Annotated in this window: 14 protein-coding genes; all 14 read right to left on the reverse strand. The window is 66.8% G+C overall.

What is annotated here, in order from left to right; translation table 11 throughout:
* Positions 1 to 5: 5 nt before the first annotated feature.
* The 14 genes from rplB to QFZ53_RS17745 all read right to left on the reverse strand — a co-directional run bounded on the left by rplB (position 6) and on the right by QFZ53_RS17745 (position 13,066).
* Entirely contained in the window at positions 6 to 845 is an 840-nt protein-coding gene (gene rplB, locus QFZ53_RS17680) for a 50S ribosomal protein L2 (protein ID WP_292910317.1), read from the reverse strand.
* A 21-nt stretch (positions 846 to 866) separates the two neighbouring features.
* Positions 867 to 1,190, reverse strand: a complete 324-nt coding sequence (gene rplW, locus QFZ53_RS17685; RefSeq protein WP_292910315.1) for a 50S ribosomal protein L23 — start codon at positions 1,188 to 1,190, stop codon at positions 867 to 869.
* Positions 1,187 to 1,849 (reverse strand): 50S ribosomal protein L4, encoded by a 663-nt coding sequence (gene rplD, locus QFZ53_RS17690; protein ID WP_307298599.1) that lies wholly within the window; start codon positions 1,847 to 1,849, stop codon positions 1,187 to 1,189. Before rplD ends, rplW begins: the two co-directional genes overlap by 4 nt.
* A gap of 2 nt (positions 1,850 to 1,851) precedes the next feature.
* Positions 1,852 to 2,511, reverse strand: coding sequence for a 50S ribosomal protein L3 (gene rplC, locus QFZ53_RS17695; protein ID WP_292910311.1), 660 nt, complete (start codon positions 2,509 to 2,511; stop codon positions 1,852 to 1,854).
* An 8-nt stretch (positions 2,512 to 2,519) separates the two neighbouring features.
* Positions 2,520 to 2,828 carry a 30S ribosomal protein S10 gene (gene rpsJ, locus QFZ53_RS17700; RefSeq protein ID WP_017201594.1) on the reverse strand — a complete coding sequence of 103 codons (309 nt, stop codon included), beginning with the start codon at positions 2,826 to 2,828 and terminating at the stop codon, positions 2,520 to 2,522.
* Positions 2,829 to 3,244: 416 nt separating this feature from the next.
* Positions 3,245 to 3,421, reverse strand: coding sequence for a hypothetical protein (locus tag QFZ53_RS17705; protein WP_307298603.1), 177 nt, complete (start codon positions 3,419 to 3,421; stop codon positions 3,245 to 3,247).
* Positions 3,422 to 3,674: 253 nt separating this feature from the next.
* Complete coding sequence (locus tag QFZ53_RS17710; RefSeq protein ID WP_292910309.1) at positions 3,675 to 3,887, reverse strand: hypothetical protein; 213 nt, start codon at positions 3,885 to 3,887, stop codon at positions 3,675 to 3,677.
* Between the two features lie 177 nt (positions 3,888 to 4,064).
* Positions 4,065 to 5,258, reverse strand: a complete 1,194-nt coding sequence (tuf, locus tag QFZ53_RS17715; protein WP_045256223.1) for an elongation factor Tu — start codon at positions 5,256 to 5,258, stop codon at positions 4,065 to 4,067.
* A gap of 146 nt (positions 5,259 to 5,404) precedes the next feature.
* Positions 5,405 to 7,522, reverse strand: a complete 2,118-nt coding sequence (gene fusA, locus QFZ53_RS17720) for an elongation factor G (RefSeq protein WP_292910305.1) — start codon at positions 7,520 to 7,522, stop codon at positions 5,405 to 5,407.
* 84 nt (positions 7,523 to 7,606) lie between these two features.
* Entirely contained in the window at positions 7,607 to 8,080 is a 474-nt protein-coding gene (rpsG, locus tag QFZ53_RS17725) for a 30S ribosomal protein S7 (RefSeq protein ID WP_045256225.1), read from the reverse strand.
* 5 nt (positions 8,081 to 8,085) lie between these two features.
* The gene (gene rpsL, locus QFZ53_RS17730; protein ID WP_013584051.1) at positions 8,086 to 8,454 is read right to left on the reverse strand and encodes a 30S ribosomal protein S12; all 369 of its coding nucleotides are present in this window, start codon (positions 8,452 to 8,454) and stop codon (positions 8,086 to 8,088) included.
* Positions 8,455 to 8,652: 198 nt separating this feature from the next.
* A complete protein-coding gene (locus QFZ53_RS17735; RefSeq protein ID WP_307298608.1) occupies positions 8,653 to 12,372 on the reverse strand; it encodes an SCO7613 C-terminal domain-containing membrane protein in 3,720 nt (1,239 codons plus the stop codon).
* Positions 12,372 to 12,590, reverse strand: a complete 219-nt coding sequence (locus QFZ53_RS17740; RefSeq protein ID WP_292910300.1) for a helix-turn-helix domain-containing protein — start codon at positions 12,588 to 12,590, stop codon at positions 12,372 to 12,374. Before QFZ53_RS17740 ends, QFZ53_RS17735 begins: the two co-directional genes overlap by 1 nt.
* A complete protein-coding gene (locus QFZ53_RS17745; RefSeq protein ID WP_307298611.1) occupies positions 12,590 to 13,066 on the reverse strand; it encodes a DUF2975 domain-containing protein in 477 nt (158 codons plus the stop codon). The genes QFZ53_RS17740 and QFZ53_RS17745 overlap by 1 nt, the downstream gene beginning before the upstream one ends.
* Positions 13,067 to 13,200: the final 134 nt, after the last annotated feature.

Here is a 13,200-nt window from a genome sequence, read left to right on the forward strand (position 1 = left end):
TACTCCTACTTGCGCTTCTTGCCGGCGTTACGACGACGCACGATGTACTTGTCGCTTTCCTTGTTGGCGTGGCGGGTACGACCCTCAGCCTGACCCCAAGGAGTGACGGGGTGACGTCCACCGGAAGTCTTGCCCTCACCACCACCGTGGGGGTGGTCGACCGGGTTCATCGCGACACCACGCACGGTCGGGCGGACGCCCTTCCAGCGCATGCGGCCGGCCTTGCCCCAGTTGATGTTCGACTGCTCGGCGTTGCCGACCTCGCCGATGGTCGCGCGGCAGCGCGCATCGACGTTGCGGATCTCGCCCGAGGGCAGACGCAGCTGGGCGTAGGGGCCGTCCTTGGCGACGAGACGGACGGATGCACCGGCCGAACGCGCCATCTTCGCGCCGCCGCCGGGGCGGAGCTCGATCGCGTGGATGACGGTACCCGTCGGGATGTTCTTCAGCGGCAGGTTGTTACCCGGCTTGATGTCAGCCGAGGGACCCGACTCGATGATGTCGCCCTGCTTCAGCTTCGCCGGCGCGAGGATGTAGCGCTTCTCGCCGTCGAAGTAGTGCAGCAGCGCGATGCGCGCGGTGCGGTTGGGGTCGTACTCGATGTGAGCGACCTTGGCGTTGACACCGTCCTTGTCATTGCGACGGAAGTCGATGACACGGTACTGGCGCTTGTGGCCACCACCGATGTGACGGGTCGTGATGCGGCCCTGGTTGTTACGACCACCGGTCTTCGAGAGCGGGCGCAGCAGCGACTTCTCCGGCGTCGATCGAGTGATCTCGGCGAAGTCAGCCACCGACGAGCCGCGACGGCCCGGGGTCGTGGGCTTGTACTTGCGAATAGCCATTATTTGTCCTTATCCCCCGGGTCAGCCGACTGCCGTGAAGATGTCGATGGTGCCCGACTTGAGGGCCACGATCGCGCGCTTGGTGTCCTTGCGCTTGCCGGTGCCGAAGCGGGTGCGACGGGCCTTGCCGACGCGGTTGATCGTGTTGACCGATGCGACCTTGACGCCGAAGATCTTCTCGATGGCGAGCTTGATCTCGGTCTTCGAAGCGCGCGGGTCGACGAGGAAGGTGTACTTGCCCTCGTCGATGAGTCCGTAGCTCTTCTCGGACACGACCGGCTTCAGGATGATGTCGCGCGGGTCCTTGTTCAGGGCCGTCTGGAGAACAGATGCCTGCTCGCTCATGCGGAGACCTCCTGGTTGGCGCCGGTCTTGGAGGCGATGAAGCCCTCGAGAGCGGCCTGGGTGAAGACGATGTCGTCGGAGACGAGCACGTCGTAGGCGTTGAGCTGGTCGAACGTCAGCACGTGCAGGTTCGACAGGTTGCGAATGCTCTTCAGCGTCACGTCATCGTTGCGCTCGATCACCACGAGGACGTTCTTCGACGAGACGACGTTGGTGAGGAAGCTCACCGCGGTCTTGGTCGAAGGCGCACCGTCGATGCCGAAGGACTCGATCGCGTGGATGCGGTCGCCGCGGAAGCGGTCGCTCAGCGCGCCCAGCAGGGCGGCGGCGATCATCTTCTTGGGGGTGCGCTGCGAGTAGTCGCGCGGCTTCGGGCCGTGCACGATGCCACCACCGGTCATGTGCGGCGCGCGGATCGAGCCCTGACGGGCGTTACCCGTGCCCTTCTGCTTGAAGGGCTTGCGGCCTGCACCGGAGACCTCACCGCGACGCTTGGTCGAGTGGGTGCCCTGGCGCGCGGCAGCGAGCTGCGCGACGACGACCTGGTGGATCAGCGGGATGTTCGTCTTGACGTCGAACAGCGCGGCGGGAAGCTCGATCGAGCCAGCCTTCTTGCCGTCTGCCTTGAGGACGTCGAGCGCGAGAGTCGAGTCAGCCATGATCAGGCACCCTTCACTGCGTTGCGGACGTAGACGATGCGGCCACGAGCACCGGGGACGGCGCCCTTGACGAGCAGCAGACCCTTCTCGATGTCGACGGCGTGCACCGTGAGGTTGAGAACGGTCACGCGCTCGCCACCCATACGGCCGGCCATGCGCATGCCCTTGAAGACGCGGCTCGGGGTCGACGATGCGCCGATGGAGCCGGGCTTGCGGTGGTTGCGGTGCGAACCGTGCGAAGCCGAGACGCCCTTGAAGTTGTGACGCTTCATGACACCGGCGGTGCCCTTGCCCTTGCTGGTGCCGACGACGTCGACCAGCTGGCCGGCCTCGAAGGTCGCGTCCACGGTGAGCTCCTGGCCCAGCGAGTAGTCAGCGGCATCCGCGGTGCGGATCTCGGTGACATGGCGACGCGGCGTGACGCCGGCGGCCTCGAAGTGGGCGGTGAGGGGCTTGTTCACCTTGCGCGGGTCGATCTGACCGTAGGCGATCTGAACAGCGTTGTAGCCGTCCTTCTCGGGGGTGCGGATCTGGGTGACCACGTTCGGCGCGAGCTCGATGACGGTGACGGGAACGAGCTTGCCGCTCTCGTTCCACACCTGGGTCATGCCGAGCTTCGTGCCGAGCATGCCCTTGGAAATCTTTGCGTTGATGTCAACCATGGCGGACCTCAGAGCTTGATCTCGATGTTGACATCAGCGGGCAGGTCGAGACGCATCAGCGAGTCGACGGCCTTGGGCGTCGGGTCGACGATGTCGATCAGACGCTTGTGGGTGCGCATCTCGAAGTGCTCGCGGCTGTCCTTGTACTTGTGGGGCGACCGGATGACGCACACGACGTTCTTCTCGGTCGGAAGGGGCACGGGGCCGACGACGGTTGCGCCCGCACGGGTCACGGTGTCGACGATCTTGCGTGCGGACGTGTCGATGACCTCGTGGTCATACGACTTCAGGCGAATGCGGATCTTCTGTCCCGCCATTGTCTGCTCTCTCTCTTTAGGCGTCTTACCGTCCGGGGCCGGGTGACCCTGGGGCATTGGACGCACGATGGCGCTGATTTCGCGCCAGGCACTACGGACGACTCCGGAGAGTCGTTCTGCGCACCACTGTTCTGCTGTCATCCCGCACGTCTTGCAACGGACGGATGCCGACCCTCCGTCACGCATGACGGAGCCTCTGCGAAGAGGTGTCGGGGATGTCCTGCCATCCGCGGCCTAGGTCCCTGCGCTGCATCTCTTGCGAGACGACGCCGCCTATGCACTGCCGTGATGGTGATCCGGCACGCGGAGCGCGCCGAAATGTCGAACCTGTCTATTCTGCCATGCCGGATTTCACTTGTGCAAACCCGGGCGTGTCGCGCTTCCGAGAGCGCCGCGCCGAAGGCGCTGCGGCAGGGTCAGAAGAGCGGGGCGAGGCATCCCCATGCCTCGCCCCGCTTGGGGAGGGCGTCCAGTGCGAGGGGGCGCACCGAACGCGAGGAGGGCAGCGTGAAGGGACGCCGCTCCCCTCGTTCGAGGGCGCGGCGAGAGACCCGCCGCGCAGGCAGGGAGTAGCCGAGGTGCGCAGAGCGCACGCATCGCACGATGATCCCCAAGATCGTTCCCCAGTATCGAACGCGGGTGCCCCGCGTGTCGTCGGAACGTCGAACCCCTTCGACGTTCCCGGCCGTAAGATCCCCAGACGGCCAGAAGTCATTCTACGGGATGATCGCCGAGGAACGCGATATCGGGCGACGGAATACCGGGTCTCAGTCCCCGCGCGCGGATATGAGACGAGCGGCGGCCCTTCCCTGAGGAAGGACCGCCGCTCGGAGTGCGTGCGAGGGACTACTCGTTTCCGACGGCCTTGTCGGCGCCTTCGCGGATCTCGTCGATCTTGTCCGCCGCACCAGGTGCGATCTTCTTGGCGAAGTCGGCGACGCCGTCGAGCACCTTGTCGCTGACGTCCTCAGCCTGCTCGCTCTTGACCGCCTCTTCGATCTTGTCCTTGTTCTGCTCGAAGAGTTCCTTGCCCTTGTTGACGGCGTCCTCGATACCCATGTGAAAATCCCCTTCTGAGGTGTGTGCTGCCGGCCGACGGGCCGACAGCACTCATTCTGCATCGTCGCACCGGTATACGGAACCCCGTGCGTCGTTTGCGACACCGAGTGTCATCCAGTGGGAAGCACAAAGGGGCCGAGCCCGAAGGCTCGACCCCTTTGCGAAGGAAGCAGATGCTTACTTGATGATCTTCGTGACCGTACCGGCGCCGACGGTGCGTCCACCCTCACGGATGGCGAAGCCGAGGCCCTCCTCCATGGCGATCGGCTGGATCAGCTCGACCGTCATGTCGGTGGTGTCGCCGGGCATGACCATCTCGGTGCCCTCAGGCAGCGAGATGACGCCGGTGACGTCGGTGGTGCGGAAGTAGAACTGCGGGCGGTAGTTCGTGTAGAACGGGTTGTGACGGCCACCCTCGTCCTTGGACAGGATGTACGCGGTGCCCTCGAAGTTCGTGTGCGGGGTAACCGAACCCGGCTTCACGATGACCTGGCCGCGCTCGACGTCCTCGCGCTTGGTGCCGCGGAGGAGCAGACCACAGTTCTCGCCGGCCCATGCCTCGTCGAGCTGCTTGTGGAACATCTCGATACCGGTGACCGTGGTCTTGACGGTCGGACGGAGTCCGACGATCTCGACCTCGGAGTTGATGGCGAGCGTGCCACGCTCGGCGCGGCCCGTGACGACGGTGCCACGACCGGTGATCGTGAAGACGTCCTCGACGGGCATGAGGAACGGCTTGTCGCGGTCGCGCTCCGGGTCCGGAACGCTGTCGTCCACGGCCTGCATGAGCTCGAGGATCTTCTCGGTCCACTTCTCGTCGCCCTCGAGCGCCTTGAGCGCCGAGACCTGCACGACGGGAGCGTTGTCGCCGTCGAAGCCCTGGCTCGAGAGCAGCTCGCGGACCTCGAGCTCGACGAGCTCCAGGATCTCCTCGTCGTCGACCATGTCGCTCTTGTTCAGCGCGACGAGCAGGTAGGGAACGCCGACCTGCTTGGCGAGCAGCACGTGCTCACGCGTCTGAGCCATCGGGCCGTCGGTGGCGGCGACCACGAGGATCGCGCCGTCCATCTGTGCGGCACCGGTGATCATGTTCTTGACGTAGTCGGCGTGGCCGGGAGCGTCAACGTGCGCGTAGTGGCGCTTCGGGGTCTCGTACTCGATGTGCGAGATGTTGATGGTGATTCCACGCTGACGCTCTTCCGGCGCCGAGTCGATGGAAGCGAAGTCGCGCTGCACGTTGGTCGCGGACGGGAACTTGTCAGCAAGCACCTTCGAGATCGCTGCGGAGAGCGTGGTCTTGCCGTGGTCAACGTGACCGATGGTTCCGATGTTGACGTGCGGCTTGGTCCGCTCGAACTTGGCCTTAGCCACTTGGTCCTCCTCAGGACGTCGTGTAGAGGTGACCGGGCACTGGATTGCGACCGGTTCTCTACGGGTTAGGTTCTCAGTTTAGTAGAGAGGGAATGTGAAGTTGTAGGGGACCTGGGAGCCGGGCCGGAACCCGGCTCCCAGAAGTGTTACTCGCCGCCCTGGTGCTTCTGGACGATCTCGTCGGCCACTGCACGGGGAACCTCAGCGTAGCTGTTGAACTCCATGGAGTAGACGGCGCGGCCCGAGGTCTTCGAGCGCAGGTCGCCGATGTAACCGAACATCTCGGACAGCGGGACGTGTGCACGGACGACCTTGACGCCTGCGGCGTCCTCCATCGACTGGATCTGGCCACGACGCGAGTTCAGGTCGCCGATGACGTCGCCCATGTACTCCTCCGGAGTACGCACCTCGACGGCCATCAGCGGCTCGAGCAGAACGGGGTTCGCCCGACGCAGAGCCTCCTTGATACCCATGGAGCCGGCGATCTTGAACGCCATCTCCGAAGAGTCGACGTCGTGCGCGGCGCCGTCGACGATGGTCGCCTTGACGCCGACGATCGGGTAGCCGGCGAGGACGCCGACGTTCATCGCGTCCTGGAAACCGGCGTCGATCGAGCCGATGTACTCACGAGGGATGCGACCACCGGTCACGGCGTTCACGAACTCGTAGGTCTTGTCGTTGTCGAGCTCGAGCGGCTCGATGTTGAACTGGATCTTCGCGAACTGACCCGAACCACCGGTCTGCTTCTTGTGCGTGTAGTCGTGCTTCTCGACGGCCTTGCGGATCGTCTCGCGGTACGCCACCTGCGGCTTGCCGACGTTCGCCTCGACGTTGAACTCGCGCTTCATGCGATCGACGAGGATGTCGAGGTGCAGCTCGCCCATGCCCTTGATGGTCGTCTGACCGGTCTCGGGGTTGAGCTCGGTGCGGAAGGTCGGGTCCTCCTCAGCGAGCTTCTGGATGGCGACACCCAGCTTCTCCTGGTCGGCCTTGGTCTTCGGCTCGATCGCGACCTCGATGACAGGCTCGGGGAACGTCATCGACTCGAGGACGACGGGCGACGTCGGGTCGGTCAGCGTGTCACCGGTGGTGGTGTCCTTCAGACCGATGACGGCGTAGATGTTGCCCGCGGTGACCGAGGGGACCGGGATCTCCTTGTTGGCGTGCATCTGGAAGATCTTCCCGATGCGCTCCTTCTTGCCCTTGGTCGAGTTGATGACCTGGGCGCCGGAGTCGAGCTGGCCCGAGTAGACGCGCACGTAGGTCAGGCGACCGAAGAACGGGTGCACCGCGACCTTGAACGCGAGAGCCGCGAACGGGTCGTTCGCGTCGGGGTGACGCTCGATGATCGTGTCGTAGTCCTTGGGATCGTGCGCCTCGATCGAGCCCACGTCGAGCGGGTTCGGGAGGTAGTCGACGACCGCGTCGAGCATCGGCTGCACACCGCGGTTCTTGAACGCGGAACCGCAGAGCACCGGGTAGATCTCGGATGCGACGGTGAGCTTGCGGATGGCGCCCTTGATCTCGGCGACCGTGAGCTCCTCACCGCCGAAGAACTTCTCGAGCAGAGCGTCGTCGGTCTCGGCGACGGTCTCGAGGAGCTGCTGACGGTACTCGTCGGCCTTGTCCTTGAGATCGGCCGGGATCTCCTGGATCTCGTAGGAGGCGCCCATGGTGACGTCACCCTTGGCATCGCCGGCCCAGACCAGCGCGCGCATCTCGACGAGGTCGATCACGCCGATGAAGTCGTTCTCCGCGCCGATGGGCAGCTGGATGACCAGCGGCTTCGCGCCGAGGCGATTGATGATGGTGTCGACGGTGAAGTAGAAGTCCGCGCCGAGCTTGTCCATCTTGTTGACGAAGCAGATGCGGGGGACGTTGTACTTGTCGGCCTGACGCCACACGGTCTCGGACTGGGGCTCGACGCCCTCCTTGCCGTCGAAGACGGCGACAGCACCGTCGAGGACGCGGAGCGAGCGCTCCACCTCGACCGTGAAGTCCACGTGACCGGGGGTGTCGATGATGTTGATCTGGTTCTTGTTCCAGTAGCAGGTCACGGCGGCAGACGTGATCGTGATGCCGCGCTCCTTCTCCTGCTCCATCCAGTCGGTGGTCGACGCGCCGTCGTGCGTCTCGCCGAGCTTGTGGTTGACGCCCGTGTAGAACAGGATGCGCTCGGTGGTGGTGGTCTTGCCAGCATCGATGTGAGCCATGATGCCGATGTTCCGAACCTTGCTCAGGTCGGTGAGCACGTCTTGTGCCACAGGAGTGTCCTTATCTTTTTGGCAGTCGTACTGCGAAGAGTGGGGTGCCCGCCCCCGGCGAGTGGCCGGGGGCGGGCGAAGCTGTTACCAGCGGTAGTGAGCGAACGCGCGGTTCGACTCGGCCATCTTGTGCGTGTCCTCGCGGCGCTTGACCGCGGCGCCGAGGCCGTTCGACGCGTCGAGGATCTCGTTCTGCAGACGCTCGGTCATCGTCTTCTCACGACGACCCTTGGCGTAGCTGACGAGCCAGCGCAGCGCGAGGGTGTTCGCGCGGTGCGGCTTGACCTCGACCGGCACCTGGTAGGTCGAGCCACCGACGCGGCGGCTCTTGACCTCGAGGGTGGGACGGACGTTGTCGAGCGCCTTCTTCAGCGTGGCGACGGCATCCTGGCCGCCGTTCTTCGCCTCGACGCCCTTGAGGGCGTTGTAGACGATCGACTCGGCGAGGGACTTCTTGCCGTCGACGAGGATCTTGTTGACCAACTGGCTGACGATCGGAGCGCCGTATACCGGGTCGTTGACGACGGGACGCTTAGGTGCGGGACCCTTACGAGGCATCTAACTCAACCCTTCTTCGCACCGTAGCGGCTGCGAGCCTGCTTACGGTTCTTGACGGCCTGGGTGTCCAGGGCGCCACGGACGATCTTGTAACGCACACCGGGGAGGTCCTTGACACGACCGCCGCGGACGAGCACCAGCGAGTGCTCCTGCAGGTTGTGGCCCTCACCGGGGATGTACGCGGTGACCTCGGTCCCGTTGCGGAGCTTCACACGAGCGACCTTGCGCATCGCCGAGTTCGGCTTCTTCGGGGTGGTGGTGTAGACGCGGGTGCAGACCCCGGCCTGCTGCGGGTTCGACTTCAGGGCGGGCGCCTTGGTCTTCGAGACCTTGGGCGAGCGACCCTTGCGAACCAACTGCTGAATGGTTGGCACGTTCTCTCCTCATAGTGCTGCACGGTGACAGCGTGATGGATTCACATCAGACCCACCGGCGCGCCGGAACCGACGTGCTTTTGTGGTGGTGGGTATGCCGTGGGGGCGGACCGGCAAGGTGCCGACGCCCAGCGCGCACGTCAAGACGTGCACACACCTGATCAAGTGTAATGCCGCGTAACGTGGCGGTCAAATGGATCAGCGCAGATCGCGGATCCGCGCCGCCACCGATCCGCTCTCCCCCGTCCGCCGTTCGGCGGTGACCGCGATGATCAGCAGCACGGCGCCCATCACCGCGAGCGTGATCCACCACGGCATCGACTCGATCCCGCGACCGATCTGCACCGAGAACACGAACACGTTCTCGATCGGGAGCACGATGAGGCCGATCAGGAAGGGTGCGGCGAGCCGACCCCTCGAGCCGACGAGGATGGCGGCGAGTGCGAGGACCATCACCAGGATCGCCCGCCAGGTGAGCGGATCGGTGAACGTCGACACGATCGACGCGCTCATCATCGTGACGATGCCCGGCGCGAGCAGCGCCCAGGAACCGGTCCAGCGACCGGGCCAGCTGTCGAGCGTGGGCCTGCGCTTCGACGGGCTCAGCGACCCAGGGGTGAGGCTCGGCGACCCAGGGGGGAGGATCGGCGACCCAGGGGTGAAGTTCAGAGCTCCGGCGATCAGCAGGAATGCGCCCAACGGGAGCGAGAACCACTCCACTCTCAGGTCGCGCGGACTCCACGCCACGACGGCGGTCACGAACGCGATCGCGAACAGGAACCAGACCGGCGGCATCAGAGTCGCCCTGCTGCGGAGAGTGGACGCCGTCGACACGACCGCGAGCAGATAGGCGAGCATCAGCGCCCACATGGCCCAGATCGAGAACCAGTCGCGCTCGATCGCGAACCACGTGCCCGCGGCGAGCGCAAGAGCCGCTGGAGCCCCCAGCCACCGGCTCGACTGCAGGGGCGCGCTGTCGGAGGTTCTGCGGATGCCGCGGCCTGCGAGCATCAGGGCCAGAGCCGCCACCGCGCTGGCCCCGAGGCACGCCAGGAAGAGACCGGCGCCGCGGAGCGAGGGGAAGTCCCATCCGAGACCGATCCTGATGGCCTGGATCGTGCCGACGCTCGCCGCGAGGCCCGCGGCGAGCAGGGTCGGGGTGCGCAGCATCCGCAGCCGGCGCACGCGCCCCGCCGCTTCGCTCCGCCCGAAGAAGCGCGCGAGTGCGAGCAGCAGCCAGCCCGCCGCGAGCAACCCGCCCACGCGCCACGGAATCGAGGTCTGCCCCGCCGGGTCGGGCTCGACGACCGCGACGATCGCGAGCAGCGGTCCGATCGCGACGACCAGGCCTGCGGCGTACAGGGCGACCGCGCGCGCTCCACGCAGAGTCAGGAGCACGGCGACGAGCGCTGCGCCCAGAGTCGGCGGCAGCAGATACGCCTCGAGCAGGTCGACGCCGATGAGGCCCCACACGCACCACAGCGCTCCGGTGAACGCGGCTGCCGAGACCGCCCACGCATACCGGCGTCCGGCGAACAGCGCGGCGGCCGCGGCGCCGAGACCGAGGATCAGCAGCACGAGGAATGCCGTGCCGAGTCCGGCCGCATCGCGCCAGAGCGCGAGGAGGATCGCGATCGCGCCGGTCAGCAGCGACGACGCTTCGATCGCGACCCGCGCGGCGTCGGCAGCGCCGACGGCGTGACCTCTCTCGAGCAGTGCAGCGCGTATCAGCGGCGTCGCCGGCAACGCCAACGCCACCAGCATCGCGATGATCGGCAGGGTCACCGGAGAACCGCTCGACGGCAGCAGCTGCGCGCCCAGGCACACGATCACGACGGCGAGAGTCGGGACCAGCATCCCCGCGGCCATCGTGCGCACGGTGACCGTGAGACCGGGACGGCGCGTGACCAGCAGCGAGACGGCCAGCACGAACATCAGCCCGGTGGACAGGGCCGTCCAGCCGCTGCGCTCGACGACGACCTGCAGGACTCCGATGCCGAACGGCACCGCCGAGACCACGAGCACCGTCTGCCATGCCCGCGCCCCGATGCGGGGCAGGTAGGTGGCCGCGATCGCGACGGCGAGACCCGCGGACGCCGTCAGACACAGCTGGGCGATGCCGTCGACGCCGCTCTCGCCGAGCGCGGTGGAGACGAGCGTCAGCGCGAACGCGAAGCCGACTCCGACGTACACGAATCGCAGCCGGGCCGGGAGCACACCGGCCAGGACGGCGAGCGCGAGAAGCGTGCCGACGCCGGCGAGCGGGACGATCGACGGCTCACGCCAGGCGATGACGGCTGAGGCGATCAACGCCACGTGTGCGGCGACGATCAGAACGATCCGAGTGCCGGCAGCCGAGACCCTCACGTAGCGGAGGACCAGGGCGACCACGACGACAGCGACGGCGAGCACGGCCACAGACACGGGCAGCGGCAGCACCTTCGCGCAGCCGAGCACCAGAACGGCGGCGGCCGCCATGACCGACGACACACGAGCGGGGGCGGTCGCGAGCGAGCGGATGCTGTCACGTCGCCGCGCGAGCGCACTGAACACGGCGAGCCCCGTGCTGACCGCGGCGAGACCGACGATCAGGCCCCATTCCATCGCTCCGCCCGTGACTTCCGCGCGGGGACTCCGCTGCATCACCTCGGTGATCGCGACCACGCCGTTCAGCGCGGCGAAGCCGAGCAGGACCAGAGCCGGGAGAGCCAGCACGGCGAACGAGCCGCCGACGACGAACCCGCGCGGCACGGTGCGCGGAAGCGGAACGACGGCCCCGACGAGAACGAGGGCGACTGCGGCCGCAGCCGGGATGATCGCGAACATCCACGACACGTCGACCGAGGCCGCGCCCGCGAGGGCGTACACCGCCAGCACGACCGCCGCGGAGCCCGCACCGCCTGCCCCGATTCCCCAGAGCGGTCCGAGCATCCGCCGCGACGCGATCGTCGCGTGCGCCGCCATCAGGACCAGGAGGCCTGCGGCCGTCAGCAGGAACGGCGTGAAGCTGCCGCCGATCCGCCACAGGAGCACGAGCGCGACGAGCGCGCTGATCAGCTGCAGCGCCGTGAGGGTGATCTGCTCGACCCTCGGCGGACGCAGCCACTCGATGAGACCGGCCGCAGCGTAGGCGACGCCGATCGCGCCGAGCACGGCCCAGAGCGGTGCGCCGACACCTGCGCCGATCATCGCGGGCACGAGCGACAGGGCGACGAGCGAGGTCCACTGCCAGATGCGGATGCCGCGGGCGAAGCTCGCGAGCAGCATGACGGTGCCCGCGACAGCCGTCGCCGCCGCGGAGGTGAGCCAGGGGTCGATCTCCGGAGCGGCGAGTTGGGCGACTGCGTGCACGTCCAGTCCGCCGAACACGAGCCCGAGCCCGCCGACCGCCTCGGCCGAGAAGCGCAGGCCCCGTCGCGACAGCAGCCAGGCTCCGCCGAGGAACAGCAGGGTGATGAGTCCGACGATGACGCCGCGCAGCGCCTTGTCGGCGAGATCGGGGTTGAAGTAGGTGAACACGATCGCCGCGACGGCGAAGAGCCCGGCCCCCGCGGTGGCCAGCACGGACTGCAGCGTCGCGCTGCTCTGCGGGGCCGATGCGGATGCGGTCGCCGGATGCGAACCGCGCGGTGCCGACGACGGAGTCTGTGATGAGGCCGTATGCGGGCGGGGAGCCGCTCCGACCGGTGCGAGCGGGATGACGGGCAGGCGTCGCAGCAGCTCGTCACGGGCGCGCAGCGCGTTCGCGGCGGCGACCGAGGCGTTCCACACCTCGATCGCGACGGGACCGCGGAAGTCGGAACCGCAGCGGGCGCAGCATCCGTCTGACAGCATCCACTGGCACACCGGGCAGTTGGCGTCGTCGAGCAGCTGCCGGGCGACCGACTCGCCCCAGGTCGATACCTGCGTCGTCGTCATCACGGCTCCTGTCCGTCGGGCACCCAGCGCAGGATGTCGCCCGGCTGGCATTCGAGCACTCGGCAGATCGCGTCGAGAGTGGTGAAGCGCACGGCTTTGGCACGACCGTTCTTGAGGACGGCGACGTTGGCCGGGGTGATTCCGATGGCGTCGGCGAACTCCTGCACGCTCATCTTCTTGCGGGCGAGCTGCACGTCGAGGTCGATCACGATGGGCATCAGACGACCTCGGAGAGATCCTGCTCGAGCTCGAGCGCCTTGCGCAGGAGTCCGCGGAGCACGACCACGAGCAGCGCCAGCGCCGCGCTCACCACGACCCCGAGGACCGCGAGGAGCGTGAGCGAGAGCGACACCGCCCGGCTTGCGACGATCACGATGTACGAGGCGAGGATCAGCACGCCTGCCGAGATGAGCGCGGCGAGGATCACGTCGACATAGCGGAAGGCCTCGACGCGGAAGATGCGGTCGGCCTGCACGAGGGAGAGCAGGAACCAGATGCACACCAGCGTGACCTCGACGAGGCCGAGGAAGACGACCGCCCCGATGATGCCCGGGATCTCGAGCTGGGCGACATCGGGGTTCCGGCTGGCGGTGATGCGGGCGACTTCGGGGATCACGAGGACCTGACTGGCCACGAGGAGTCCGAGCAGGACGAGGATCAGCACCTGGAGGATGACGGTGACGCGAGGCTGCATGACGACCCTATCGATCAGCAATGGATATCTATCGAAAAACGATAGTGACTGTGCCGGCGCGGATGCTGCGGATCGGCTCTTCTCACAGCGGATCCGCAGGTCGGATGACCTCGGCCGTGGGGCCCGGAACCTCA

It is taken from the genome of Microbacterium natoriense (assembly GCF_030816295.1).
GTDB classification, from domain to species: Bacteria; Actinomycetota; Actinomycetes; order Actinomycetales; family Microbacteriaceae; genus Microbacterium; species Microbacterium natoriense_A.

Excerpts from the sequence above, each read along its gene's own strand:
- rplW (WP_292910315.1), bottom strand. The coding sequence starts at position 1,190 with ATGAGCGAGCAGGCATCTGTTCTCCAGACGGCCCTGAACAAGGACCCG.
- QFZ53_RS17710 (WP_292910309.1), bottom strand. The coding sequence starts at position 3,887 with ATGGGTATCGAGGACGCCGTCAACAAGGGCAAGGAACTCTTCGAGCAG.
- QFZ53_RS17745 (WP_307298611.1), bottom strand. The coding sequence starts at position 13,066 with ATGCAGCCTCGCGTCACCGTCATCCTCCAGGTGCTGATCCTCGTCCTG.
- rplC (WP_292910311.1), bottom strand. The coding sequence starts at position 2,511 with ATGGTTGACATCAACGCAAAGATTTCCAAGGGCATGCTCGGCACGAAG.
- rplB (WP_292910317.1), bottom strand. The coding sequence starts at position 845 with ATGGCTATTCGCAAGTACAAGCCCACGACCCCGGGCCGTCGCGGCTCG.
- rpsG (WP_045256225.1), bottom strand. The coding sequence starts at position 8,080 with ATGCCTCGTAAGGGTCCCGCACCTAAGCGTCCCGTCGTCAACGACCCG.
- QFZ53_RS17740 (WP_292910300.1), bottom strand. The coding sequence starts at position 12,590 with ATGCCCATCGTGATCGACCTCGACGTGCAGCTCGCCCGCAAGAAGATG.
- rplD (WP_307298599.1), bottom strand. The coding sequence starts at position 1,849 with ATGGCTGACTCGACTCTCGCGCTCGACGTCCTCAAGGCAGACGGCAAG.
- QFZ53_RS17735 (WP_307298608.1), bottom strand. The coding sequence starts at position 12,372 with ATGACGACGACGCAGGTATCGACCTGGGGCGAGTCGGTCGCCCGGCAG.
- rpsJ (WP_017201594.1), bottom strand. The coding sequence starts at position 2,828 with ATGGCGGGACAGAAGATCCGCATTCGCCTGAAGTCGTATGACCACGAG.